Origin of the sequence: Streptomyces sp. NPDC005925, assembly GCF_040638805.1 — a bacterium.
In the GTDB taxonomy this organism is placed as follows: domain Bacteria; phylum Actinomycetota; class Actinomycetes; order Streptomycetales; family Streptomycetaceae; genus Streptomyces.
In genome coordinates this window covers 185,415-210,221 of the sequence record NZ_JBEXVL010000001.1, presented here as the reverse complement: position 1 = coordinate 210,221, position 24,807 = coordinate 185,415, and the positions used below count along the sequence as shown (strand labels likewise).

The 24,807-nt window shown below is 74.4% G+C and carries 17 protein-coding genes; 13 read left to right on the top strand and 4 right to left on the bottom strand.

The window, feature by feature from the left end; genetic code table 11:
• The first annotated feature begins 23 nt into the window (after positions 1–23).
• The 5 genes from ABZ354_RS00890 (at position 24) to ABZ354_RS00870 (ending at position 8,908) form a co-directional block, all read left to right on the top strand.
• A complete protein-coding gene (locus tag ABZ354_RS00890) occupies positions 24–2,882 on the top strand; it encodes a DEAD/DEAH box helicase (RefSeq protein ID WP_358651520.1) in 2,859 nt (952 codons plus the stop codon).
• Complete coding sequence (locus ABZ354_RS00885; protein WP_358651518.1) at positions 2,879–5,779, top strand: SWIM zinc finger family protein; 2,901 nt, start codon at positions 2,879–2,881, stop codon at positions 5,777–5,779. The genes ABZ354_RS00890 and ABZ354_RS00885 overlap by 4 nt, the downstream gene beginning before the upstream one ends.
• Before the next feature lie 286 nt (positions 5,780–6,065).
• On the top strand, positions 6,066–7,361 hold the full coding sequence (locus ABZ354_RS00880) for an alpha/beta fold hydrolase (protein WP_358651516.1): 1,296 nt from the start codon (positions 6,066–6,068) through the stop codon (positions 7,359–7,361).
• A 79-nt stretch (positions 7,362–7,440) separates the two neighbouring features.
• The gene (locus tag ABZ354_RS00875; protein WP_358652203.1) at positions 7,441–8,076 is read left to right on the top strand and encodes an MBL fold metallo-hydrolase; all 636 of its coding nucleotides are present in this window, start codon (positions 7,441–7,443) and stop codon (positions 8,074–8,076) included.
• A 52-nt stretch (positions 8,077–8,128) separates the two neighbouring features.
• Positions 8,129–8,908, top strand: coding sequence for an exodeoxyribonuclease III (locus tag ABZ354_RS00870; protein WP_358651515.1), 780 nt, complete (start codon positions 8,129–8,131; stop codon positions 8,906–8,908).
• A gap of 21 nt (positions 8,909–8,929) precedes the next feature.
• On the opposite strand, the gene ABZ354_RS00865 is transcribed toward ABZ354_RS00870, so the two are convergent.
• Entirely contained in the window at positions 8,930–10,705 is a 1,776-nt protein-coding gene (locus tag ABZ354_RS00865; protein ID WP_358651513.1) for an SGNH/GDSL hydrolase family protein, read from the bottom strand.
• Between the two features lie 260 nt (positions 10,706–10,965).
• On the opposite strand from ABZ354_RS00865, the gene ABZ354_RS00860 reads away from it, so the two are divergent.
• Both ABZ354_RS00860 and ABZ354_RS00855 read left to right on the top strand, forming a co-directional pair.
• Positions 10,966–11,370, top strand: coding sequence for a DUF6278 family protein (locus ABZ354_RS00860; protein ID WP_358651511.1), 405 nt, complete (start codon positions 10,966–10,968; stop codon positions 11,368–11,370).
• A gap of 242 nt (positions 11,371–11,612) precedes the next feature.
• A complete protein-coding gene (locus ABZ354_RS00855) occupies positions 11,613–12,356 on the top strand; it encodes an amino acid ABC transporter ATP-binding protein (RefSeq protein WP_358651510.1) in 744 nt (247 codons plus the stop codon).
• A 512-nt stretch (positions 12,357–12,868) separates the two neighbouring features.
• On the opposite strand, the gene ABZ354_RS00850 is transcribed toward ABZ354_RS00855, so the two are convergent.
• On the bottom strand, positions 12,869–13,630 hold the full coding sequence (locus tag ABZ354_RS00850; RefSeq protein WP_358651508.1) for a hypothetical protein: 762 nt from the start codon (positions 13,628–13,630) through the stop codon (positions 12,869–12,871).
• Between the two features lie 191 nt (positions 13,631–13,821).
• Between ABZ354_RS00850 and ggt the strand changes: the two genes are divergently transcribed.
• Entirely contained in the window at positions 13,822–15,633 is a 1,812-nt protein-coding gene (ggt, locus tag ABZ354_RS00845; RefSeq protein ID WP_358651506.1) for a gamma-glutamyltransferase, read from the top strand.
• A gap of 157 nt (positions 15,634–15,790) precedes the next feature.
• Here the strand turns inward: ggt and ABZ354_RS00840 are convergent, their stop codons facing one another.
• Positions 15,791–18,460 (bottom strand): ATP-dependent Clp protease ATP-binding subunit, encoded by a 2,670-nt coding sequence (locus tag ABZ354_RS00840; protein ID WP_358651504.1) that lies wholly within the window; start codon positions 18,458–18,460, stop codon positions 15,791–15,793.
• 144 nt (positions 18,461–18,604) lie between these two features.
• Positions 18,605–19,381: a type I methionyl aminopeptidase gene (map, locus tag ABZ354_RS00835; RefSeq protein WP_358651502.1), complete on the bottom strand. Its 777-nt coding sequence runs from the start codon at positions 19,379–19,381 to the stop codon at positions 18,605–18,607.
• Between the two features lie 33 nt (positions 19,382–19,414).
• On the opposite strand from map, the gene ABZ354_RS00830 reads away from it, so the two are divergent.
• From ABZ354_RS00830 to ABZ354_RS00810, 5 genes are all read left to right on the top strand, one after another.
• Positions 19,415–19,666 (top strand): helix-turn-helix transcriptional regulator, encoded by a 252-nt coding sequence (locus ABZ354_RS00830; RefSeq protein WP_358651500.1) that lies wholly within the window; start codon positions 19,415–19,417, stop codon positions 19,664–19,666.
• A gap of 237 nt (positions 19,667–19,903) precedes the next feature.
• Positions 19,904–20,746 carry a nitrilase-related carbon-nitrogen hydrolase gene (locus ABZ354_RS00825; RefSeq protein WP_358651498.1) on the top strand — a complete coding sequence of 281 codons (843 nt, stop codon included), beginning with the start codon at positions 19,904–19,906 and terminating at the stop codon, positions 20,744–20,746.
• Positions 20,743–22,029 (top strand): aspartate aminotransferase family protein, encoded by a 1,287-nt coding sequence (locus ABZ354_RS00820; RefSeq protein ID WP_358651497.1) that lies wholly within the window; start codon positions 20,743–20,745, stop codon positions 22,027–22,029. The genes ABZ354_RS00825 and ABZ354_RS00820 overlap by 4 nt, the downstream gene beginning before the upstream one ends.
• Before the next feature lie 78 nt (positions 22,030–22,107).
• Positions 22,108–23,694, top strand: a complete 1,587-nt coding sequence (locus ABZ354_RS00815; protein WP_358651495.1) for a PucR family transcriptional regulator — start codon at positions 22,108–22,110, stop codon at positions 23,692–23,694.
• A gap of 171 nt (positions 23,695–23,865) precedes the next feature.
• Complete coding sequence (locus tag ABZ354_RS00810; RefSeq protein WP_358651493.1) at positions 23,866–24,708, top strand: nitrilase-related carbon-nitrogen hydrolase; 843 nt, start codon at positions 23,866–23,868, stop codon at positions 24,706–24,708.
• The last annotated feature ends 99 nt before the right edge of the window (positions 24,709–24,807 follow it).

Here is a 24,807-nt window from a genome sequence, read left to right as displayed (position 1 = left end):
CGGGACGGCAGGTGACAGGACGTATGAGCGGTGCGAGCGGCGCGGTCGCCGTGGCCGGGCGGGCGGGGGAGCCCGTGGCCCCAGCCGGTCCGGTCCCCGCCCGGCTCGCGGCCCTCTTCCTGCCCGCGCCCCTGCCGCGCGAGGGCACGGTCGCCTTCTGGGACCCGGAGGGCGCCCCGCTGCCCGACGCGGCAGCGGACCGCGCGGAGCTGACGGTCGTCCGGCCGCACGGCACGGGTGTGCGCCGCGGGACCACCCCGGCGCTGACCCTCCCGGTCGGCGAGGCGCTGCCCCTGCTGGTCCGCGCCCGGCACGACCCGGCGGCCCACCCCGCGACCGTCTGCTGGGGCGCCGCCGCGCTGCACGCGCTGCGGCTGGCCGCCCGGGGCCGCCTGCTGCCCGGCCTGACCGCCACCGGGCACGACGCGTGGCGTGCCGGACCTCTCGAACCACACGACCTCGCGCACCTGCGAGCGGTGGCCGCCGCCCTCCCGTACGAGGGGCACGCGGCGCCGCTGCCCGGCCCGGGCCCGCTCACGCTGCCCGCACCTGAAGCGCTGCTGCGTGCCTTCCTGGACGCGGTCGCGGACACCCTGCCCCGCACCCCGGCCGCCCCCTACGCCGTCGGGAAGCCCTTCGCGGCGAGCACCGCCCAGCATCTGCCGCACGCGCACGACTGGGCCGCCGAGGTCGCCGCCGGCATGGACGCGGGCGTGCGGATCTCCCTGCGCCTCGACCTGTCGGCGTACGAGCTGTTCGACGGCGACCCCGACGCGCGCGTCCGTACCGCCGGCGCGGCGATCGTCCAGGTGCACAGCCTCGTCGACCCCACCCTCGTGGCCGACGCGGCGGCCCTGTGGGCGGGCGGCGCGGACGACGCCTTCGGGCCCCGCGCGCGCGTGGACGCCGCCCTCGCGGTGCGCCGCGCGGCCCGCGTCTGGCCGCCGCTCGACCGGCTCGGCGAGCAGGACGTGCCCGGCGTGCTCGCGCTGTCCGAGGACGAGCTCAGCGACCTGCTCGGCGTCGCCGCCACCCGGCTCGCCGCGGCCGGCGTGGCCGTGCACTGGCCGCGGGACCTGGCCCAGGACCTGACCGCCACGGCGGTCGTCCGGTCCGCACCCGGCTCGGCGACCGACGGCACCGGCTTCCTCGAGAGCGAAGACCTGCTGCGGTTCCGCTGGCAGCTGGCGCTCGGCGGCGACCCGCTCAGCGAGGCAGAGATGGACGCGCTCGCCGAGGCGCACCGTCCGGTCGTCCGGCTGCGCGACCAGTGGGTGCTCGTGGACCCCGCCCTCGTCCGCAAGGCCCGCATGCGGGACCTCGGCCTGCTCGACCCCGTCGACGCCCTGTCCGCCGCCCTCACCGGCACCGCCGAGGTGGACGGCGACACCGTCGAAGCGGTGCCCGAGGGCGCCCTGGCCGTCCTGCGCGACCGCCTGACAGCGGGCCCGCGCCCCGCCGAACCGCCCCCCGGCCTGCACGCCACCCTGCGCGACTACCAGCTGCGCGGACTGGCCTGGCTCGAGCTGATGACGTCCCTCGGCCTCGGTGGCTGCCTCGCCGACGACATGGGCCTCGGCAAGACGATCACCCTCATCGCCCTGCACCTCAAGCGCGCCCGTGCGGAACCCACCCTGGTGGTCTGTCCGGCCTCCCTGCTCGGCAACTGGCAGCGGGAGATCGCCCGCTTCGCACCCGGCGTCCCCGTCCGCCGCTTCCACGGCCCGGACCGCAGCCTCGCCGGCCTCACCGGCGGCTTCGTCCTCACCACGTACGGCACGATGCGCAGCGCGGCGCCCGCCCTCGCCGGGCAGCGATGGGGCATGGTCGTCGCCGACGAGGCCCAGCACGTCAAGAACCCGTACTCCGCCACGGCGAAGGCCCTGCGCACCATCCCGACCCCCGCGCGCGTCGCCCTCACCGGCACCCCGGTCGAGAACAACCTGTCCGAGCTGTGGGCCCTCCTCGACTGGACCACCCCCGGTCTCCTCGGCCCGCTGAAGTCGTTCCGTGCCCGGCACGCGCGTGCCGTGGAGACCGGCGAGGACGAGGAGGCGGCGGAGCGCCTGGCCCGCCTCGTCCGGCCCTTCCTGCTGCGCCGCAAGAAGTCCGACCCGGGCATCGTCCCCGAGCTGCCGCCCAAGACCGAGACCGACCGCCCCGTGCCGCTCACCCGGGAACAGGCCGCGCTCTACGAGGCGGTGGTGCGCGAGTCGATGCTCGCCATCGAGACCGCCCGGGGCATGGCCCGCCGCGGCATGGTCCTCAAGCTCCTCACCTCGCTGAAGCAGATCTGCGACCACCCCGCGCTGTTCCTGAAGGAAGAACCGCGCGGCGGGGACCGGCAGGCCGCCCGCTCCGGGAAGCTCGCCCTGCTGGACGAACTGCTGGACACCCTCCTCGCGGAAAACGGCTCGGCGCTCGTCTTCACGCAGTACGTCGGCATGGCCCGGCTCATCACCGCGCACCTCGCCGAACGCGCCGTCCCGGCCGAGCTGCTGCACGGCGGCACGCCAGTGCCGGAGCGGGAGCGCATGGTGGACCGCTTCCAGAGCGGTGCGACACCCGTCCTGGTGCTGTCGCTGAAGGCGGCCGGCACAGGCCTGAACCTCACCCGCGCGGGCCACGTCGTCCACTTCGACCGCTGGTGGAACCCGGCCGTGGAGGAACAGGCCACCGACCGCGCCTACCGCATCGGCCAGACCCAGCCCGTCCAGGTCCACCGCCTCATCACCGAGGGCACCGTCGAGGACCGCATCGCCGAGATGCTGGAGTCCAAGCGAGCCCTGGCCGACGCCATCCTCGGCTCCGGCGAATCGGCCCTCACGGAGCTGACGGACCGTGACCTGTCCGACCTGGTGTCCCTCCGGAGGCCGACATGACCCCGCGCCCCTCCGAGGAGGCCCGCCGCGCCCTGCGGGAGGCACGGGAGCGACGGGAGGCCGGGGCGGAAGCGCCGGGTGCGCCGGGCGATGCGGGCTGCGGCGCGGTGGCAGGGGCGGGCGCCGGCGGTGCCGGCGCGGTGGAGCGGGTGGGTACGGAGGACGGCGGCGCGGCAGGTCCGGGGGAGTGGCGGGAGACGAAGGGGAGCGGCCCGGCGGGGGCGCCGCAGCCCGGCGGGACGGATACGGGGAAGTCGGTCGTGCCGGAGACGGGGGTCCCGGCGGCGTCGGCGGACACCCCTGCTGCGGCGCTGGGAACCGCCTCGGTGGGGCGGCGGGGGTCGGACGTCCCGGGCGCGGGCACGCCGGCGGAACCGGTGCAAGCCCCGGCCGCGGCAGCGGAACCGCGGGCCGCGACGGCCGGGGAGCTCGGGGAACCTCCGGCGGGTTCGGGGGGTCCCCAGCAGGGGGCGGCGCACGCGGGTGAGAGGGCACCGGCCGGTGGCGGGGTGGAGTCGGCCGGTCACGGGGAACACCGGCCGGGCGACATCGCCCGCGAGGCGCTGCGGCGCGCGATCGCCGCACGTCGTGAGGGTGGCGGGGGCGAGCGGCACGAGACCGGTGCCGGCGGCCCGCACGGGGAGACGGCCCGGAAGCCGGCACGGGACACCGAGGGCCGGGAAGCGGTCCGTTCGGCCGAGCCGGCCCCCGTTGCGACGCCGCACGCCGAAGCCGGTCCACGCGCCCCCCGCCCCGCCGACGTGGCGCGCGAGGCGCTGCGCGCGGCACGCCGGGAAGCGGACCGGGGTGACGCGGGTCGGGGCGGCACGGACACCGAGTCCGCCGCCGTACCGGCCCCCGGCGAGCGCCCGGGCGACCGCGCGGGAGCGCACGGCGGCGACACCCCGCCCGGCCGCGCAGTCCGGCGTAGGGCGTCCTCCCGACGCGGAGACGACCGGCACGGCGCCGCCGCCCGCGCCCGCGAACTCCGCGAGATGCTGTCCGGCGCCTTCCGACCGCCCCCGGACACGGACGACCCCGACTCCGAGCACCGGCCGCAGGAGGCGGAGCCCACCTCCGACGGACCAGCCGAGCCCGTACGGCCTGCCCGTGGGTCCGACCCGACCGACCCGACCGACCCGCCCGACCCGACCGGCTCGACCGGCTCGGTACGGCAGGGTGCGGTGACGTCCGGCCCGGCCCGGCGGGGGCGAGCGGCGGCCGATTCCCGGGTGCAGCAACGCGCAGTCACCGACTCCGCCGGGCGGGAGCCGAGCCTCACCGAACCCGCTGCTCCCGGAGAGTCCGTCGATCTCGAGCAGCCTGCCCGCGGGCAGGCCTCGACCGGCGGCGTGCGGCAGGGCCCGGCGACCACCGGCCCGACCCGACAGGGCCGAGGCACCACCGACGCCACAGGGCGGGAGCCAGAGGTCATCGACTCCACAGGGCGGGAGTCCGAGGTCATCGACTCCCTTGGGCGGCAATCCGAGGTCACCGACCCCGCTGGGCGGGAGCCCGGGGTCGCCGACTCCTCTCGGCGGGAGCCCGGGGTCGCCGGCTTTGCCGGGCGGGAGCCGGCCCTCACCGGGCCCTCGGTTCCCGCCCCCGCGTCCCGCTCCATGGCCGCCCCCGCACGCGACGGCGAGCTGCGGCGCACCTTCCCGGCGTTGCCCGCCCGGCCGGCCGGTGAGGGACCCTTCGCCGAGACCTGGTGGGGGAACGCCTGGGTCGCGGCGCTGGAGGAGGGCGCCCTGGACGCCGGACGGCTGGTGCGCGGGCGGGGGTACGCCGCGCGGGGGCACGTGGATGCGATCACGGTCACGCCGGGGCTCGTGCTGGCCTATGTGCAGGGCACCCGGCCCCGCCCCTACCGCGTGCAGGTGCGGCTGCGGACGCTCGACGACGCCGGCTGGGACAGGTTCCTGGACGCCGCGGCCGAGCGCCCGGGGCACATCGCGGCGCTCCTCGACAAGGAGTTGCCGCACTCCCTCGCCGACTGCGGGGTCCCCCTCCTGCCCGGCCCCGGAGACCTCGCCCCGCAGTGCAGCTGCCCCGACTCCGGCCACCCCTGCAAGCACGCCGCCGCGCTGTGCTACCAGACGGCGCGGCTGCTCGACGCCGACCCCTTCGTGCTGCTCCTGCTGCGCGGCCGGGGCGAACGCCGCCTGCTGGACTCCCTGTCCCGGCTCAGCGCGGCCCGTGCCGCCCGCGCCGCCCGGGACCGGGCACCGGCGTCCCTCCCCGGCATCCGCGCCACCGACGCCCTGGCCCGGCGCGAGCTGCCCGCGCCGCCCCCGCCGCTGCCCGCACCCCCGCACCCCGGACAACCCCCCGTCTACCCGGCGGCGTCCGGCGGCCCCGACCCCTTCGCGCTGGACCAGCTCGCCACCGACGCCGCGGCCCGCGCCCACGCGCTGCTCATCACCGGCCGTGACCCGGTCGGTGGCCTGACGCTGTGGCAGGACGCCGTCCGCCTCGCCGCCGCCCGCCCCGGATCCGGGCTCACCGCGAGCACCCGCTCGCTGTACTCCTCGCTCGCCACCGCCACCGGCCGCACCCCCGGCGACCTGGCCCGCGCGGTCGCCGCCTGGCGGCAGGGCGGCCTCGCCGGCCTCGCGGCCCTCGACGACCTCTGGGACCCGCCCGCCGGCCGTTTCGACCGGGCCCGCCCCCTGCTCCTGGCCGCCGATCTGCCCGCCTTCCGCCCCTGGCACAACACCCTCACCCACCCGGGGGGACACCTGCAGCTGCGCCTCGGCCGCGACGGACTGTGGTACGCGTACGAGTCGGAGCCCGGCCACGACGACTGGTGGCCCCGCGGCACCCCCGACCTCGACCCGGTCGGCGCCCTCACGGGCCTCGGCCCACCCGGCACGGTCGACCGCGCCGACACGTAGAGCTCGACCGGAACACCTCGCACCGGGTGTGCGGAGTCCCCGGGCCCGGGCGCGGAGAACACCCGAACGCGGACAGTCGATCCGTACACCCGTAGAACGTCTCGAACCGGATGGTCGAACACCCCGAACATCGTGTGACGGTCCCCCGTCCGTCCGTCGCACGTCCCTCCCCGCGGGCACCATCCGTGAAGACGGCGTGAGGGTTCGCCGGTGATCTCCGGGAGTCACGTGTGAGGACTCGGGGCCCGGAGCCCGAGCAGCCGGAAGCGAGCGCTAGCGTGGAGCGGTGAGTGAGACGACGACCCCCGCCCTCCAGTACCGCTTCGACGGCCCCGAAGACGCCCCGGTCCTGATCCTGGGCCCCTCGCTCGGCACCACCTGGCACATGTGGGACCGGCAGGTTCCCGAGCTGACCAAGCAGTGGCGCGTCTTCCGGTTCGACCTGCCCGGCCACGGCGGTGCGCCCGCCCACCCGACGGGTTCCGTCACCGACCTCACCACCCGGCTGCTCGCCACCCTCGACGCGGTCGGCGTGACGCGTTTCGGGTACGCGGGGTGCGCGTTCGGCGGGGCGGTGGGTGTGGAGCTGGCGCTGCGCCACCCCGACCGGCTCGCCTCGCTGGCCCTGATCGCCGCCTCCCCCCGCTTCGGCACGGCCGACGAGTTCCGCCAGCGCGGCGTGATCGTGCGGACGAACGGCCTCGACCCGATCGCCCGCACCTCCCCGGACCGCTGGTTCACGAGCGGGTTCGCCGCCGCGCAGCCCGCGATCACCGAATGGGCCGTGCAGATGGTCCGCACCACCGACCCGGGCTGCTACATCGCCGCGTGCGAGGCGCTCGCCTCCTTCGACGTGCGCTCCGAGCTGAGCCGGGTCGGCGTACCGACACTCGTCCTGGTCGGCTCGGAGGACCAGGTCACCGGCCCCGCCGAGGCCCGCACCCTGGTCGCCGGCATACCCGACGCGCGGCTCGCCGTCGTGCCCGGCGCCTCCCACCTGGTGCCGGTCGAGCAGCCCGCCGCCGTCACCGATCTGCTGGTCCGGCACTTCTCCACCGCCTGGCAGCCCGCCTACGATCACAGCACCGGCCAGATCGCCATACCGGCCGCTCCCGTCAAACCCGTACTGACCCCGCCGCCGCACCAGATGTCGCCGATCGCCGAGATCGCCCCGGCCGTCGCCCCACCGCAGCAGGGCAGGCCCGACCCGTACGACGTGGGGCTCAAGGTCCGCCGCGAGGTGCTCGGCGACGCGCACGTCGAAGAGGTCCTGGAACAGGCCGACGACTTCTCCGGCGACTTCCAGGAGTTCCTCACCCGCTACGCCTGGGGCGAGATCTGGGACCGGCCGGGCCTGGACCGCCGTTCGCGCAGCTGCGTCACCCTCACCGCCCTGGTCGCCGGCGGTCACCTGGACGAGCTCGGCTCCCACCTCCGCGCGGCCCTCCGCAACGGCCTCACCCCCGCGGAGATCAAGGAGGTGCTGCTGCAGGTGGCGGTCTACTGCGGCGTACCGGCGGCGAACAGCGCGTTCAAGGTGGCCCAGCAGGTCATCCGCGAGGAGACCACCCCGCAGGACTGAGCGTCCCGGGCCGGCCCGCGCCAGGATGGGACGTATGACGGTCACGAAGAAGACCAAGGACACGCGGAACACGACGCACATGAAGCTCACGAAGAAGTCGCACGCCTGCGTCCGCCTCGACAAGGACGGGCAGACGCTGGTCCTGGACCCGGGGGGATTCAGCGAGGAGGACGCCGCGCTCGGCGCGGACGCGATCCTCGTCACCCACGAGCACCCCGACCACTTCGACGCGTTCCGGCTGCGCGCCGCCATGGAGGACAACCCGGCCGCGCGGATCTGGACCCTCGGGTCCGTCGCGGAGCGGATCTCGGCGGCGTTCCCCGGCCGGGTGCACGTCGTCGGCCACGGCGACACCTTCACCGCCGCCGGGTTCGACGTCCAGGTGCACGGCGAACTGCACGCGGTGATCCACCCCGACCTGCCGCGCGTCACCAACGTCGGCTACCTGATCGACGGTGGCAAGGTCTTCCACCCCGGGGACGCGCTCACGGTCCCCGACCATCCGGTGGACACCCTTCTCGCGCCCGTGCAGGCCCCCTGGAACAAGATCTCCGAAGTGATCGACTACGTGCGCGAGGTCCGGCCCCGGCGCGTCTACGACATCCACGACGCGCTCCTGACCGACCTCGCCCGCCCCATCTACGACCGGCACGTGGGCTCCCTCGGCGGCGCCGACCACGCCCGCCTCGCCCCGGGCGCCTCCGTCGACCTCTAACCCCGGGACGGGCCCGGAGGGGGATGTCGGACCCGCCGGGTAGGTTGTGGGCATGCGCATCGCGACCTGGAACGTGAACTCGATCACCGCCCGCCTGCCGAGGCTCCTGGGCTGGCTGGAGAGCAGCGGCACGGACGTGCTGTGCCTCCAGGAGGCCAAGGTCGCCGAGGCGCAGTTCCCCGTCGAGCAGCTGCGCGAGCTGGGCTACGAGGCGGCGGTCCACGCCACCGGCCGGTGGAACGGCGTGGCCGTCCTCTCCCGCGTCGGCCTCGAGGACGTCGTCAAGGGCCTTCCCGGCGACCCCGGCTACGACGGCTCCGTGGAGCCCCGCGCGATCTCCGCGACGTGCGGCCCGGTCCGCGTCTGGTCGGTGTACGTGCCGAACGGCCGCGAGGTGGGCCACCCCCACTACGCGTACAAGATCGAGTGGTTCGAGGCGCTGCGCGCGGCCGTCGCGGGCGACGCGGCCGGCAGCCGCCCCTTCGCAATCCTCGGTGACTACAACGTGGCGCCGACCGACGACGACGTCTACGACCCGGCGGCCTTCGAGGGCGCCACGCACGTCACCCCGGCCGAGCGCGCCGCCCTGGAAGCCCTGCGGGAGGCCGGCCTGTCCGACGTGGTCCCGCGGCCCCTGAAGTACGCGCACCCGTTCACGTACTGGGACTACCGCCAGCTGTGCTTCCCGAAGAACCGCGGCATGCGCATCGACCTGGTGTACGGCAACGAGCCGTTCGCGACGGCCGTCAAGGACGCGTACGTGGACCGGGAGGAACGCAAGGGCAAGGGCGCCTCCGACCACGCGCCGGTCGTCGTCGACCTCGACGTGTAGCCCGAAGCCCCGAGGCAGCCCTCACCCCTTCAGCAGCCGCAGGTCCACCGAGCCGGCCAGCGCCGCCAGGCCCTCGTCGTCGGGGTGCAGGTGGTCTCCGCTGTCGTAGGCGGGGAGGAGCCGGGACGGGTGCCCGGGGTCCCGGGTCACCGCGTCGAAGTCGAGCACGCCGTCGTACGCGCCGGTGCCCCTGATCCAGGTGTTCACGGCGACGCGTTCGGCGTCCACGGCCGCGGTGCAGCGGGCCTCGCCCTCGCACGGCAGGATCGTCGCCGCCAGCACCCGCAGCCCGCGCGCGTGCGCCCGGTCGGCGATCTCCCCGAGGCCCGAGACGACGTCCCGCGCGGACGCGCCCCAGCGGATGTCGTTGACGCCTTCGAAGACGACGACCGTACGGGCCGACGTCTGCGCGAACACGTCCCGGTCCAGACGGTGCAGGGCGCTCACCCCCGAGGTGTCGGTGGAGACCCCGTCCCCCGGGTAGCGGTCGCTCACCACGCGGTTGCCCGAGATGCCCTGGTTGAGGACGCCGTAGCGCGGGACGGTGTGCTGGTTCAGCAGCCGGGCGGCGAGGACGTTCGGCCAGCGGTGGTTCGCGTCCACCGTCGACCGGTCGCCGTCGGTGATCGAGTCGCCCAGCGCCACCACCGACCCCGGCCCGCCGCCCACGTCCAGGCCGGTCAGCAGCGGCAGGCTCGTCAGCACCGAGGTGAACGCCGCCGCCGAACCGTCGGCCGCGTGGTCGCCCGGCACGCTCAGATACGACCGCTGCTGCGCGAGCCGGTGCAGCGGCGCCGCGGGCAGCGGCCCCGGCAGATGGAAACTGACCAGCAGATTGGCGTCGGCCGGCACGTCGAAGCCGAGGGGATCGCTGTAGGCCTGCGCCCCGGCCGGGATCTCCACGCCCGCCGCGCCCCGGAAGGCCAGCGGTACCGGGGCCCGGCGCGCGGCGGCGCCGTCCGCCTGCACGGCGACCGTCGCGCCGGCGATCCGTACCGGCGTGGCGGCGAAGGTGTTGTCGAACCGCGCCCGAACCCGGGGGCCGCCCGCCGAGGTGTGCACCACCAGCCGCAGCGTGCGGTCGGTCCAGGGGCCCGCGGGCGCCACGGCCGCGTAGCCTCCCGTCGACGCCGCCCAACTGCCCGTCCAGCCGGCCGGTTCGGCCCGCACCGACAGGGCGAACACGTGCAGTCCGGGCGCGTCGGGAAGCCGTACGGAGACGACCGGGCGGCCGGGGGAGAGCGGGACCGTCACGACGTACAGGCGGGCCCGTTCGGCGAGTTGGCCGCCGGGTGTGTTGATGTGCGGGAGGGCCACCGCCTTCGTGGCGAGCGGGCCGGTGCGCCAGTCGGGGGCGGTCAGCCGGTAGGCCGACCGGCCGCCGTCCGCGTACGAGACCGCGCCGACGCCCGCCACGTCGCCGCCGGCCGTGCCCGCGACGAGGAACGCGAGGGCGTCACCGCGGCCCGTGACGCGCACCCGCTGCCCGGCGGCCCGAACGTTGTCCGCCTCGCCCGCTCCGCGCCGGGGCCAGGTCAGGCGGGCGCCCTGAACGTCGAGGACACGGCCCGGTGTCCAGCCCGCCGCCGCGAGGTCGGCCGCCGGCAGGGAGGCGCCGGAACCGTCGAAGTCGGCCTCGCCGGGCCGGGAGTCGTCGCTGACGGCCGTGTTGTCGAAGAGCCGCTCCAGGGGGAGCGGCCCGGATCTTTCCGACGGTGCGGCGTGTGCGGCGCCGCCCGGCGCGAGCACCGACAGCAGGGCGAGAACCACCGCGGAACCCAACAGACCTCGGCGCAAGGCCGCTCCTCCCGATCCCGCCGCACGATGCGGCGCACCACGTCCGCGGCGCGACGCCGCACCGTGAAGCTAGAGAGGCCCCCGCGGCCCGTCAACGCACCAGGCGCGAAGTCGTCCCGACGAGGCCCCCCGGCGCGGCCACGCGGCGGCTCCGGAGCCGCCCGGACCCACCCGGCGTCCACCCCGCGCCGTCCCGGCCCCGGGAAGCGGGTGCCGCGCGCCTGTGGTGCGCCGACCGGTACGAATGACACGCTGGAGGGATGAACATCCCCTTCCTGGGCCGGCGGCCGAAACCGGGGGTCCCCGACCCCGCGGGCATCGCCGACCTGCTCGCCGAGTGTGAACTCCTGCGTTCCCTCGCGGCCCGGGAGAGAGTCCGCCTCGACGACTCGGCCGCCTCGCTCGAGGCGCTCGACCAACTGGTCCCGCGCTGGCGGGACGACGAGGAGGTGCTGTCCTGGCTCGGCAACGACGCCGGACTGTACCTGGGCACCGTCATCGTCCGTACCGTGCCCGGCGCCGCCTGGGAGATCCGGCGCGACGGCCAGCCCGTCGTACGGCTCGACTCCGGACGGCAGTTCGACGTCGTGGCCCACGGGCACGAGTGGGCCACCAGCGGGGTGCCCGAGCTGTCGCAGCTGTACGGCGAGGTCGCCGAGGCGTGACAGCCCGGCCCCGGCCGCGACGGGGATCCTCGACGTGGCCACGGGACGCGCATGCTCGAGGTGGTCACGGGGCGCGCGATCCTTGACGTGGGCACGGGTGTGGATCCGTGACGTGGATCCGCCCCGTAAATACGGCTAATGGCCGTTGGGAGGCCGTCCGGTGCGTGTCGCGCGGCGGCGCGTGATCATGCCTGGATACGTTGCGGCCATCACCCCACGGCGACGAGTGAGTAGGGCTGAGCATGGCCGTCGATCCGCTGATCGAGCTGCGTGACGTCAACAAGCACTTCGGGGAACTGCATGTCCTGCAGGACATCGACCTCACCGTCGGCAGGGGGGAAGTGGTCGTGGTCATCGGCCCCTCGGGGTCGGGGAAGTCCACGCTGTGCCGGGTGATCAACCGGCTGGAGCCCGTCGAGTCCGGCACGATCCGGCTCGACGGGAAGCCCCTCCCCGCCGAGGGCAAGGCCCTGGCACGGCTGCGTGCCGACGTCGGCATGGTCTTCCAGTCGTTCAACCTGTTCGCCCACAAGACCGTCCTGCAGAACGTGTCTCTGGGTCAGGTCAAGGTCCGCGGGCGCGGGAAGGAGGACGCCGACCGGCGCTCGCGCGAGATCCTCGACCGGGTCGGGGTCGCCGACCAGGCGGACAAGTACCCCGCCCAGCTGTCCGGCGGGCAGCAGCAGCGCGTGGCCATCGCCCGCGCACTCGCCATGGACCCCAAGGCGATGCTGTTCGACGAGCCGACCTCCGCCCTCGACCCCGAGATGATCAACGAGGTGCTGGAGGCCATGCGGCAACTCGCCGGCGAGGGCATGACCATGATCGTCGTCACTCACGAGATGGGTTTCGCCCGGTCCGCCGCCAACCGCGTCGTCTTCATGGCCGACGGCCGCATCGTCGAGGACCGCAGCCCGGAGGAGTTCTTCGCGAACCCGAGCAGCGACCGGGCCAAGGACTTCCTCTCCAAGATCCTCAAGCACTGACCGCGTGCGGAGCCCGCGGGTCGCGTTCCCCCGGCAGACCGGACCGCCCCGCCGCCCCTCGACTACGATGGGCCATTCGTCCCGGAGACGGCGGCGGGTGACCCACCGGTCCCACCGGTCCCGTCCACCGCCTGCGGGGCGACGGAGGCCGCGGGACCACCGCGGCCGGACCGGGGACACTGCTGCCGGGTGGGGAGTACCCTCACGGCCCCTCGACCGATGGGGGCAGCAGTTCACATGAGCCAGGCCCGCCCGGCGGCAGCCGGAGATCACTGCTCGTGCGGTGGACGCGACCCGAACCACGGGGCGGCCACCGACGGGGAGAAGGTCAGCTGCGCCGGACGGGTGGTGCTCGAGAAGAGCGGGGCGGCCGTGTCGACAAGCGGGGCCGACCGGCTCGCCGAGGCCGAGCGGCCCCTCGTCGCCCAACTCCGCGACGAGGGCCGCTCACCTCGGTCATCACCACGGCGCTGCCCGGGGACCCGCTCAGGACGCCCGGGGTACGACCCCGTTCAGGACGCGCGGTGCGAGCCGCCCTTGGCCGCTGCCGCCGCCGGCAGCGGAGCCTGCGCCGTACGGGTCACGTCCCCGACGAGTTCGACCACGTCCGGGCCGTACGCCTGCGAGTTGACGACCTTCAGCAGCAGCACGAACGTGCCGTTGCCGTGCTTGCGGGCCAGTCGCTCGTGATGGCGGGCCAGATAGCGCGCCGCCGCCTGGTTGGTGATCGCGCGCTGGCCGCAGAACAGGAACACCGGCCGTGTCTCCCGGCCGTCACCGGCCGTCAGCCGGGCCAGCAGCACGTACTCGGTGATGCCCGGCTCCATGCGGTAGCGCTCGGAGCCGATCTGGAAGGCGCCCCGGTCCGGGCCGGGTTCGGGGTCCACGTTGACCCGCACACCGGGCAGCATGGCCGCCATGTGGGCGGTCATCCGCCGGTTGGAGGCGGGGCCGCCGAGGCAGAACTCGGTGCGCTCGCCGAAGCCCTGGTGGGCCGAGTCCTGGGTGAGCACCTGGACGTGCGCGCCGCAGTCCTTGATCAGCGCGGACAGCTCCAGCAGCGCGAACACGTCGATGCGGTGCACGGCCATTTCCGCGGTCGCCGGGTCGCGGTTGACGACGAGCAGCGACTCGGAATGGTCCGGCAGCCCGAAGAACGCCTGCTTGCGGCGGAGTCTCCGCTTCCACAGGTACGTACGGGCCATCCAGCCCAGGGCGGCGCTGATGCCCGCGGCCACCACGCCCAGCACGATGTTGCGCACGTCGTCATTCATGGGCGGGCATGGTAGCGGGCGAAGGCAAACCCGTGTTCGACCCGGTGGTGGCCGGGGCGCTCGAGGTGTCCGGGCGATCCGGCAAGGGGGTTCCCCGCGGGTCCGAGGAGTGATCCACCGGGCCGGTGAGCCTGACGGGGCGGCGGAGGGTGAACTACGCTGCGCGGACTGCCCGTCCTCTGGAGGTGCGCATGCGTCGCCCTGTCGCGCGGAATCTGACGGCCCTGGCGGTATCGGCCGCCGTGATGTCGGTGGGGGCCGCGGCGCCGCCCGGCAACCCGGCCGCGACGACCCCGACGGCCTCGAAGACACCGGTGGCCGTCGGCTACGGCGGCGCGGTCGCCAGCGTCGACCCGGACGCCTCCGCCGCCGGTATCGAGATCCTCCGCAAGGGGGGCAACGCCGTCGACGCCGCCGTCGCCACGGCCGCCGCCCTCGGCGTCACCGAGCCGTACTCGGCCGGTATCGGCGGAGGCGGCTACTTCGTCCACTACGACGCCAAGTCCCGCACCGTGCGGACCATCGACGGCCGCGAGACCGCTCCCCTCACCGCCGACTCCGGGCTCTTCCTGGAGGACGGCAAGCCGATCCCGTTCGCCGACGCCGTCAGCAGCGGCCTCGCCGTCGGCACCCCGGGCACGCCCGCCACCTGGCAGCGGGCCCTCGACACGTGGGGCAGCAAGAAGCTGCGCAGCGTGCTGGCACCGGCCGAGCGCATCGCCCGCGACGGCTTCACCGTGGACGAGACCTTCCGCGCGCAGACCGCCGCAAACGAGACCCGGTTCCGCGCCTTCCCCGACACCGCCGAGCTGTTCCTGCCGGGCGGCGGCCTGCCCGCCGTCGGCTCCACCTTCAAGAACCCCGACCTGGCCCGCACCTACGCCGAGCTGGCCCGCGAGGGCGTCGGCGCCCTCTACCGCGGAGACATCGGCGAGGACATCGTCGACACGGTGAACGAGCCGCCCGTCGACCCGGCCTCCGGCTGGAACGCCCGGCCCGGGGACCTGTCCGCGAAGGACCTCGCCGCCTACCGCGCCAAGGTCCAGGCACCCACGAAGACCGGGTACCACGGCCTCGACGTGTACTCCATCGCGCCCTCCTCCTCCGGCGGCACCACCGTCGGCGAGGCACTCAACATCCTGGAGAACACCGACCTCTCCAAGGCGAGCGACGTGCGGTACCTGCACCGCTTCATCGAGGCCAGCCGCATCGCGTTCGCCGACCGGGGCCGCTGGGTCGGCGACCCCGCCTTCGAGGACGTACCGGCGAAGGAACTGCTGTCCCAGCGGTACGCCGACTCGCGCGCCTGCCTCATCAAGGACGACGCGGTGCTCACCAGCCCCGTCGCGCCGGGCGACCCGCGTCACCCGGCCGACTGCGCGGCGGGCGGCACGGCGGCCCCGACGACGTACGAGGGCGACAGCACCACGCATCTGACGACCGCCGACAAGTGGGGCAACGTCGTCTCCTACACGCTCACCATCGAGCAGACCGGCGGCAGCGGCATCACCGTGCCCGGCCGCGGGTTCCTCCTCAACAACGAGCTGACCGACTTCTCCTTCGCCCCGGCCAACCCGGCCGTCCACGACCCGAACCTGCCCGGTCCCGGCAAGCGCCCGAGGTCCTCGATCTCGCCGACCATCGTCCTGGACCGGCACGGCAAGCCGGTCGTGGCGCTCGGCTCGCCCGGCGGCGCGACCATCATCACCACCGTCCTGCAGACGCTCACCGGCTTCGTCGACCGCGGCCTGCCCCTGGTCGACGCGATCGCCGCCCCGCGCGCCAGCCAGCGCAACGCGGCGCAGACCGAGCTGGAACCCGGCCTCTACGACAGTGCGTTGCGCGCTCGGCTGGAGGCCATCGGGCACTCCTTCCGCGCCAACCCCGAGATCGGCGCCGCGACGGGCGTACAGCGCCTGCCCGGCGGCAAGTGGCTGGCCGCGGCCGAGAAGACGCGGCGTGGCGGCGGCTCGGCGATGGTGGTGCGTCCGACGGCGGGGTGATTCCGGCGTACGCCGGGTCCGGCGCGGCGGCCGGGGCGGGCGCGCCGCCGACCGGCCGCGCGGCGCGGGCCCTGAGCACGGCCCGACCGGGTGAACCGTGTGGCGCGCGCCGTGCCGAGGAGAGCCTGGCGCGCGCCACACGTGTGTGCCGGCCGTGTCAGGGCGCCGGGTCCGGCCGGTCCGTGGGGCCGGCCGGGCCGCTCGGCCGAGTCGTTCCGTTCGCGTCGGCCGCGTCGGCCGCGTCGGCTGCTTCGGCTGCTTCGGCTGCTTCGGCCGGTTCACCCGGTTCGGCAGGTTCACCCGGGCCGGCCGGCCGGTCCGTGCGGAAGTCCAGGCGGCCGTCCGCCACGAGCACCGTGATGCGGTCGCCCTCCGCGACGCGGCCGTCGAGCAGCAGCCGCGACAGGTGGTTGTCGACCTCGCGCTGAATGGTGCGGCGCAGCGGCCTGGCCCCGTACTCGGGCTGGAAGCCCCGGTCGGCCAGCCACTGCACGGCCTCGTCCGTGAAGTCGACCGTGATGTTCTGGGCGCGCAGCATGTGCCGGGTCTGCTCCAGCAGCAGTTGGGTGATGCGGTGCAGCTGGTCGCCGGTCAGCTGGCGGAAGACCACGATCTCGTCGATGCGGTTGAGGAACTCGGGCCGAAAGTGCTCCCGCAGGGGGCGCAGCACCTGCTCGCGCCGCGCCTCCTCGTCGGCATCGGCGCCGCCCGAGCCGAAGCCCAGGGCGGCGCCGCGCCGGGTGATCGCCTCGGAGCCGAGGTTGCTGGTCATCACGACGACCGTGTTGGTGAAGTCCACGGTCCGGCCCTGCGAGTCGGTCAGTCGGCCGTCGTCCAGCACCTGGAGCAGGATGTTGAAGACGTCCGGGTGCGCCTTCTCCACCTCGTCCAGCAGGAGCAGCGAGTACGGGTGGCGCCGCACCACCTCGGTGAGCTGCCCGGCCTCCTCGTGCCCGACGTAGCCGGGCGGGGCACCGACCAGCCGGCTCACCGTGTGCCGCTCCTGGTACTCGCTCATGTCGAGGCGGACCATGCGGTCCTCGCTGCTGAACAGCGCCTCGGCGAGCGCGCGGGCCAGCTCCGTCTTGCCGACGCCGGTCGGGCCGAGGAACAGGAAGCTGCCGATGGGGCGGGCGGGGCTCGCCAGTCCCGCGCGCGAGCGCAGTACGGCGTCGGCGACGACCCGTACGGCCTCGTCCTGCCCGACGACCCGGTCGTGCAGATGCCGCTCCAGGCCGAGGAGCCGGTCCTTCTCCTCCTCGGTGAGGCTGCTCACCGGGATGCCGGTCTGCCGGGACACCACCTCGGCGATGGCCTCGGCGTCCACGACCAGCTTCAGCCCTTCGTCGGCCTCGCCGTCGCCGGCCGCCTCGGCGATCCGGGTCTTCAGCCCGACGATGCGGTCGCGCAGCCGCGTTGCCTGCTCGTAGCTCTCGTCGGCGACGGCCTGGTCCTTGTCCCGCAGGAGCTGCTCGACCTCGCGTTCCATGGCCCGTACGTCCGTGCCCTTGGTGCGGGCCCTCAGCCGCACCCGGGCGCCTGCCTGGTCGATCAGGTCGATGGCCTTGTCGGGCAGCCGCCGGTCGGTGAGGTAGCGGTCGGACAGCTCCACGGCGGCGACCAGCGCCTCGTCGGTGTAGCGGACCTGGTGGTGGGCCTCGTAGCGGTCGGCGAGGCCGCGCAGGATCTCGACGGCGTCGGCCGTGGTGGGCTCGGGCACCAGGATCGGCTGGAAGCGGCGGGCCAGCGCCGCGTCCTTCTCGATGCGCCGGTACTCTTCCAGCGTCGTCGCGCCCACGACGTGCAGCTCGCCGCGGGCCAGGGCCGGTTTGAGGATGTTGCCGGCGTCCAGGGAGCCTCCCTCGCCGCCACCACCCGCGCCGACGACGGTGTGCAGCTCGTCGATGAAGACGATCAGGCGGTCGGAGTTCTCGCCGATCTCCCCGACGATGGTGGTCAGCCGCTCCTCGAAGTCGCCCCGGTAGCGGGTGCCCGCGACGACACCGGTCAGGTCGAGGGTGACGACGCGGCGGCCGGCGAGGATGTCGGGCACGTCGCCGTCCGCGATGCGCTGGGCCAGCCCCTCCACGACGGCGGTCTTGCCGACCCCCGCGTCGCCGATGAGCACCGGGTTGTTCTTGCCGCGCCGGGACAGCACCTCGACGGTCTGCTCGATCTCCCGTTCGCGCCCGATCACCGGGTCGATGCGGCCCTGCCGGGCCAGGTCGGTGAGGTCCCGGCCGTACTTGTCCAGGGTCGGCGTCGACGTGACGCGGGGCCGCTCGGCGCGCGGCGGGGCCGGCTCGGGGGCCTCGGGCGGCATGCCGGGCGGCGTGTAGCGGGCCGCGTTGAGGATGTGCCCGGCGGCCGAGTCCGGATTGGCGGCGAGGGCGCTGAGCACGTGCTCCGGGCTGATGTACCCGGTGCCGCTCGACCGGGCCAGCCCGTGCGCGTCCAGCAGCGCGCGCTTCACGGCCGGCGTGAGCGACAGGGACGTCGGGGGTGGTGTCTCGCCGGGCGGGTACTGGACGGGCCCGGACCGCCCGTCGATCTGCGAGGCGAGCGAGTCGGGGTCCGCGCCGGCCCGGCTGAGCAGGCTGCGGGTGGGCTCCGCCGCCAGGGCCGCCCGCAGCAGGTGCTCGGTGTCCAGGTCCCGGCTGCCGCGCTCGGCGGCGTACTGGGCGGCCCCGCGGACCATTTCGCGGGCCGGCTGACTGAGCAGCCGGCCCAGGTCGATCTGGCGGGGCCGCGGTCCGCCGAAGAAACGGGCGAGGAATTCCCCGAAGGGGTCCGAGCCGAAGCCCTCGGGTGTGAAGCCGCTGGTCATGGGCCTTCCGTTCGCTCTCGACGCGCGGTGCGCCGCCGCTTTCCCGCGCCGGGTACACCGGGGGGCGAGTTCCTACTCACCTTGGCACGGGTGGGGGCCGGGGGCATTTCCGAACGGGGGAGGGCGCGGGTCCGGCGACGTCGGCTACTCCGGCTGCCGTGCCGTCAGGATGCGGGGGCCCTGGTCCGTGATCGCGACCGTGTGCTCCACATGGGCGGCCCGCGAGCCGTCGCCGGTGCGCAGGGTCCAGCCGTCGGGCGCCGTGCGGTAGCTGTCCGTGCCGCCGGCGATCAGCATCGGCTCGATCGCCAGGACCATCCCGTGGCGCAGCGCGAGTCCGCGGCCGGGGCGGCCCTCGTTCGGCACGGGCGGGTCCTCGTGCATGCGGCGGCCCACGCCGTGGCCGCCGTAGTCCTCCATGAGACCGTAGCCCGCGCCCCGGCACACCGAGCCGATCGCGTACCCGATGTCACCGATGCGGTTGCCGGTGACGGCCGCCTCGATGCCCGCCGCCAGGGCGCGCTCCGCCGTCTCGATCAGCCGCAGGTCGGCGGGGCGCGGCCTGCCGACCGTGAAGCTGATCGCCGAGTCGCCGACCCAGCCGTCCAGCTCCGCCCCGAAGTCGACGGAGAGCAGGTCGCCGTCGCGCAGCCGGTAGCGGGTCGGGACGCCGTGCACGATCGCGTCGTTCACGGACGTGCAGAGCACCGCGGGGAACGGTGTGGCCGCGAAGTGGGGGCGGTAGCCGAGGAAGGGCGAGGACGCGCCCGACCCGCGCAGTACCCCGTGCGCCAGCTCGTCCAGCTCCAGCAGGGAGACTCCCACGTCGGCGGCGCGCCGTACGGCTGTGAGCGCGCGCCCGACGACCTGTCCCGCCGCGTGCATGGCATCGATCGATGTGTCCGTCTTCAACTCCACCATGCCAATTACTATACCGGTATTATCATGGTGGTCATGGTGCGCACCCCCCTGACCCCGGAAGAACGCGAACGCGGCGAACACCTCGGGCGGCTGCTCCGCGAGGCGCGCGGCGACCGCAGCATGGCGTCGATCGCCGCGAGCGCCGGCATCTCCGCCGAGACACTCCGCAAGATCGAGACCGGGCGGGCGCCGACACCGGCGTTCTTCACGGTCGCCGCGCTCGCCGGAGCGCTCGGACTGTCGATGGACGACCTCGCGGGACGGTGCGCGCTCACGCCGCTCTGAGGCGCCGCCCGTCCCGGCGGAGCCGGCGCCGAGCGGCACGGGGACCTGGTGTGCGCGCCCGCCGCGGGGCACACCACCGGCCGACGGCGTGGCGCGCCCACCGGAGGGTGAAACACGGCGGCGCGCGCGGTTGGCGGCGATGGTCTTGGCAAGCCCGTCCCGGAGGCTTACGTTCGAGCCTCCACGGCCCCGCTCCACGGGTGCAGAGGCTCTGACGTCCCGTCGAAGGAGCAGCTCATGGCCAACGTCGTACGCGCCGCCCTGGTCCAGGCCACCTGGACCGGCGACACCGAGTCCATGGTGGCGAAACACGAGGAGTACGCCCGTGAGGCCGCCCGGCGGGGCGCCCGGATCATCGGATTCCAGGAAGTCTTCAACGCGCCGTACTTCTGCCAGGTCCAGGACCCGGAGCACTACCGCTGGGCGGAGCCGGTGCCGGGCGGGCCGACCGTGACGCGGATGCGGGCCCTCGCGCGCGAGACGGGCATGGTGATCGTCGCCCCGGTCTTCGAGATCGAGCAGTCCGGCTTCTACTACAACACCGCGGCCGTGATCGACGCGGACGGCTCGTACCTCGGCACGTACCGCAAGCACCACATCCCGCAGGTCAAGGGCTTCTGGGAGAAGTACTACTTCAGGCCGGGCAACGCGGGCTGGCCCGTCTTCGACACGGCCGTCGGCAAGGTCGGCGTCTACATCTGCTACGACCGCCACTTCCCGGAGGGCTGGCGCCAACTCGGCCTGGCGGGCGCGCAACTGGTCTACAACCCCTCCGCCACACACCGCGGTCTCTCGTCCCACCTGTGGAAACTGGAGCAGCCCGCGGCAGCCGTCGCCAACGAGTACTTCGTCGCCGCGATCAACCGCGTCGGCCAGGAGGAGTACGGCGACAACGACTTCTACGGCACGTCGTACTTCGTGGACCCGCGCGGGCAGTTCGTCGGCGACGTCGCCAGCGACAGCGAGGAGGAACTCGTGGTGCGCGACCTCGACCTCGGTCTCGTGGAGGAGGTCCGGCAGCAGTGGGCGTTCTACCGGGACCGCAGGCCCGACGCGTACGAGGGGCTGGCGCGGCCGTGAACCGGGACCTGCTGGGCCGCCACCGGTCCGTCCTGCCCGACTGGCTCGCCCTCTACTACGACGAGCCCCTGGAGATCACGCACGGCGAGGGCCGCCACGTCTGGGACTCCGACGGCAACCGCTACCTCGACTTCTTCGGCGGCATCCTCACCACGGCGACCGCGCACGCCCTGCCCGAGGTCACCAAGGCGGTCGGCGAGCAGGCCGGGCGGATCGTCCACTCCTCCACGCTCTACCTGAACCGGCCGATGGTCGAGCTCGCCGAGCGCGTCGCCCGGCTGAGCGGCATCCCCGACGCCCGGGTGTTCTTCACGACGTCCGGCACCGAGGCCAACGACACGGCGCTGCTGCTCGCCACGACGTACCGGCGCAGCAACACGATCCTGGCCATGCGCAACAGCTACCACGGCCGCTCCTTCAGCTCCGTCGGCATCACCGGCAACCGCGGCTGGTCGCCGACCTCGCTGTCCCCGCTGCAGACCCTGTACGTGCACGGCGGCGTACGGACCCGCGGACCCTACGCGCATCTCGACGACCACGACTTCGTCGCCGCCTGCGTGGACGACCTCGAGGACATCCTCGGTCACACCCGGGCGCCGGCCGCGCTGATCGCCGAGCCGGTGCAGGGAGTCGGCGGCTTCACGTCCCCGCCCGACGGGCTGTACGCGGCGTTCCGCGAGGTGCTCGACGACCACGGCGCCCTGTGGATCTCCGACGAGGTGCAGACCGGCTGGGGACGCACCGGCGAGCACTTCTGGGGCTGGCAGGCGCACGGCCGCGGCGGCCCGCCCGACATGCTCACCTTCGCCAAGGGCATCGGCAACGGCATGTCCGTCGGCGGGGTCGTCGCCCGCGCCGAGATCATGAACTGCCTGGACGCCCACTCCATCTCCACCTTCGGCGGCACCCAGATCACCATGGCCGCCGCCCTCGCCAACCTCTCCTACCTGCTGGAACACGACCTCCAGGGCAACGCCCGGCGCGTCGGCGGCATGCTCATCGAACGGCTGCGTGCCGCCGCCGCGCACGTCCCGCACGTACGCGAAGTGCGCGGGCGCGGCCTGATGATCGGCATCGAGCTGGCGGAACCCGGCACCGACGACGCCGACCCGGGGGCCGTCTCCGCCGTGCTGGAGGCCACCCGCGACGGCGGCCTCCTCGTCGGCAAGGGCGGCGGGCACGACACCAGCGTCCTCCGGATCGCCCCGCCCCTGTCGCTGACCGTCTCGGAGGCGGAGGAGGGCGCCGCGATCCTGGAAGACGCGCTGAGAGGTCTTCAGTAGTACGGACGGCCGCGTACGTACCGGGGGCCTTCCGTACGGTCCCGCACGTGCCGTCCCCGAGCGAGGGAAACAGCCACCATGACCACCGCCCCGCCACTCTGGGAGCCCCTGGAACCCGCCCTGTCGGTGCGGCAGGTGCTCACGCTGGAACGCGTCCAGGCCGGGGAACCCGAGGTGGTGGCCGGCGCGGGCCAGCTCGACCGGCCGGTGCGCTGGGTGCACGTCGCGGAGGCGGCCGACGTCGGCGTCATGCTCAGCGGCGGCGAGATGGTGCTGACCACCGGGGTGCTGCTCGCCGGGGACGAGGACAAGCAGGCCGAGTACATCCGCTCCCTGCACCGCGCGGAGGCCGCGGCCGTCGTCCTCGGACTCGGCCGGGCCTTCCCCGCCCCGCCGGACGTGATGCGCCGGGCGGCCGAGCGGTGCGGCCTGCCACTGGTGGTGCTGCACCGGCCGTTCCCCTTCGCGGAACTGACGGAGGAGGTGCAGTGCCGGCTGGTACGGCGCAAGTTCGCCGCCGTCAGCCTGTCCGAGGCCGTCCGCACCGAACTGACCGCGCTCATCACGTCGGGCGCCCCGCTGCAGCGTCTGCTGGACGAGGTGGCCCGGCACAGCGCCTGCCCGGTCGTCGTCACCAACCTCGCCCACCGCGTCCTCGCCACCGCGGGGGAGCGCTCCGCCGTGGACGACGTGCTGCGCGACTGGGAGCGCATCGCCCGGCAGGCGGGCGGCAGCGCCGGCGACGGCTGGATCCGCGCCGAACTCGCCGGGCGCGGCGAACGCTGGGGGCGCCTCGTGCTGTGCGGGCACCGAGGCGACCGCACCACCGGACGGCTGCTCGCCGAACGCGCCGCCGAGGCCCTCGTCCTGCACCGCATGCTCGGCGGCAGCGAGGCGGCCGGCTGGGAGGAGCAGTCCGCGCAGAGCCTGCTCACCGACCTCGTCAGCGGCGTCGTACCGGCGCGGCAGCTGCTGCCGCGGGCGCGGGCCGCCGGACTGCCGGTCAACCGGCGGGCCTTCGTCCCGCTCGTCGTCCGCGACCGGACGCCCGGCCAACTCGACCGGACACTGCGGCTGCTGGGCCTGCCCGGGCTGGCCGCGCAGCTCGCCGACGGGGCGACCGCCGTGCTGCTCAGCCTCGCCCGCGACCAGGACGCCGAGGCGCTCACCGCGCACTTCGCGGCCCGGCTGCGCTCCGGGCAGGGGGCGCCCGCGCCGGTCGTGGCGGCGGCCGGCACCCGCATCGCCTGGGACGACGTACCCGCCGGGCTGCGCGAGGCGCGGCACGTCGCGGACGCCGTGGCCGACAGCCCGGCCGTCCGCGACCTGCCGGCCGTCGTACGCCTCGGGGACGTCCACCTGCGCGGCCTGATCCGGCTGCTGCGGGACGACCCGCACGTGCAGACCTTCGCGGAGCGGGAGCTGGACGGGCTGCTGTGCGGACCGGACGAGGACCTGTTGGAGGACCTGCTGTCCGTGCTGCGCACCTACCTCGCGACAGGTCGCAACAAGTCCCGTACCGCGCAGCTCCACCACGTCTCACGGCCCGCGCTCTACCGCCGCCTGGAGGCGATACAGGCCCGGCTCGGCGTCGACCTCGACGACTTCGAGCAAGCCGCGTCCGTGCACATCGCGCTCCTCGCGCACGACGCGCAACAGCGCTGACCCACCCACCGGACCACCAGGGAAACGACCAGCGGAAGCGGCGGTGCGACATGAACGCAGCGGGGAGTGGCACGGTGACACGTCGCGCACCCGCAGACGTGACACCGTGTCACTCACCGCACGCCCGCCGACTTCCTAGGCTCGCCGCACACCGAGCGACCGGAGGTCCCGATGAGCCGAGTGATCCGTGCCGCCGTCTTCCAGACCGCCTGGACGGGCGACAAGGAGTCCATGATCGCGGTGCACGAGCAGGCGGTGCGCGACGCCGCCGCCCAGGGCGCCCAAGTGATGTGCTTCCAGGAACTGTTCTACGGGCCGTACTTCTGCCAGGTGCAGGACCCCGCGTTCTACGAGTACGCCGAGCAGATTCCCGGCGGCCCGATCGTGGAGCGCTTCCGCTCCCTCGCCCGCGAACTGGGCATCGTCCTCGTCCTGCCGATGTACGAGGAGGAGCAGCCCGGAGTCCTCTACAACACCGCAGCCGTCATCGACGCGGACGGCTCCTACCTCGGCAAGTACCGCAAGACGCACATCCCGCAGGTCAAGGGCTTCTGGGAGAAGTTCTACTTCCGCCCGGGCAACAGCGGCTGGCCCGTGTTCGACACCGCCGTCGGCAGGATCGGCGTGTACATCTGCTACGACCGGCACTTCCCGGAGGGCTGGCGGGCGCTGGGCCTCGCGGGCGCCGAGATCGTGTTCAACCCGTCGGCGACCTCCCGCGGCCTGTCCGGCTACCTGTGGCAGCTGGAGCAGCCGGCGGCGGCCGTCGCCAACGAGTACTTCGTCGGCGCGATCAACCGCGTGGGCGTGGAGTCGCTGGGCGACAACGACTTCTACGGGACGTCGTACTTCGTGGACCCCGAGGCCCAGTTCGTGGGCGAGGTCGCCAGCGACAAGGAACCCGAACTGGTCGTGCGCGACCTCGACATGGCCAAGCTGCGGGAGGTCCGGGACCGCTGGCAGTTCTACAGGGACCGCGCACCGGGCGCGTACGGGCCGCTGACCGCGCCGTAGCCGAGACGTGGTCGCGCGGGTCCCGCGCCCCGCGAGGGGCGCGGGGGACCGCGCGACCAGCCACAGACCACCGGCCCCCTCACACTGGGAGGAGCGACC

What these genes read in the sequence shown, in the direction of transcription:
- ABZ354_RS00815 (WP_358651495.1), top strand. Translation starts at nt 22,108, where the DNA reads ATGACCACCGCCCCGCCACTCTGGGAGCCCCTGGAACCCGCCCTGTCG.
- ABZ354_RS00885 (WP_358651518.1), top strand. Translation starts at nt 2,879, where the DNA reads ATGACCCCGCGCCCCTCCGAGGAGGCCCGCCGCGCCCTGCGGGAGGCA.
- ABZ354_RS00810 (WP_358651493.1), top strand. Translation starts at nt 23,866, where the DNA reads ATGAGCCGAGTGATCCGTGCCGCCGTCTTCCAGACCGCCTGGACGGGC.
- ABZ354_RS00855 (WP_358651510.1), top strand. Translation starts at nt 11,613, where the DNA reads ATGGCCGTCGATCCGCTGATCGAGCTGCGTGACGTCAACAAGCACTTC.
- ABZ354_RS00875 (WP_358652203.1), top strand. Translation starts at nt 7,441, where the DNA reads ATGAAGCTCACGAAGAAGTCGCACGCCTGCGTCCGCCTCGACAAGGAC.
- map (WP_358651502.1), bottom strand. Translation starts at nt 19,381, where the DNA reads ATGGTGGAGTTGAAGACGGACACATCGATCGATGCCATGCACGCGGCG.
- ABZ354_RS00860 (WP_358651511.1), top strand. Translation starts at nt 10,966, where the DNA reads ATGAACATCCCCTTCCTGGGCCGGCGGCCGAAACCGGGGGTCCCCGAC.
- ABZ354_RS00870 (WP_358651515.1), top strand. Translation starts at nt 8,129, where the DNA reads ATGCGCATCGCGACCTGGAACGTGAACTCGATCACCGCCCGCCTGCCG.
- ABZ354_RS00850 (WP_358651508.1), bottom strand. Translation starts at nt 13,630, where the DNA reads ATGAATGACGACGTGCGCAACATCGTGCTGGGCGTGGTGGCCGCGGGC.
- ABZ354_RS00840 (WP_358651504.1), bottom strand. Translation starts at nt 18,460, where the DNA reads ATGACCAGCGGCTTCACACCCGAGGGCTTCGGCTCGGACCCCTTCGGG.
- ABZ354_RS00825 (WP_358651498.1), top strand. Translation starts at nt 19,904, where the DNA reads ATGGCCAACGTCGTACGCGCCGCCCTGGTCCAGGCCACCTGGACCGGC.
- ABZ354_RS00830 (WP_358651500.1), top strand. Translation starts at nt 19,415, where the DNA reads ATGGTGCGCACCCCCCTGACCCCGGAAGAACGCGAACGCGGCGAACAC.
- ABZ354_RS00890 (WP_358651520.1), top strand. Translation starts at nt 24, where the DNA reads ATGAGCGGTGCGAGCGGCGCGGTCGCCGTGGCCGGGCGGGCGGGGGAG.
- ggt (WP_358651506.1), top strand. Translation starts at nt 13,822, where the DNA reads ATGCGTCGCCCTGTCGCGCGGAATCTGACGGCCCTGGCGGTATCGGCC.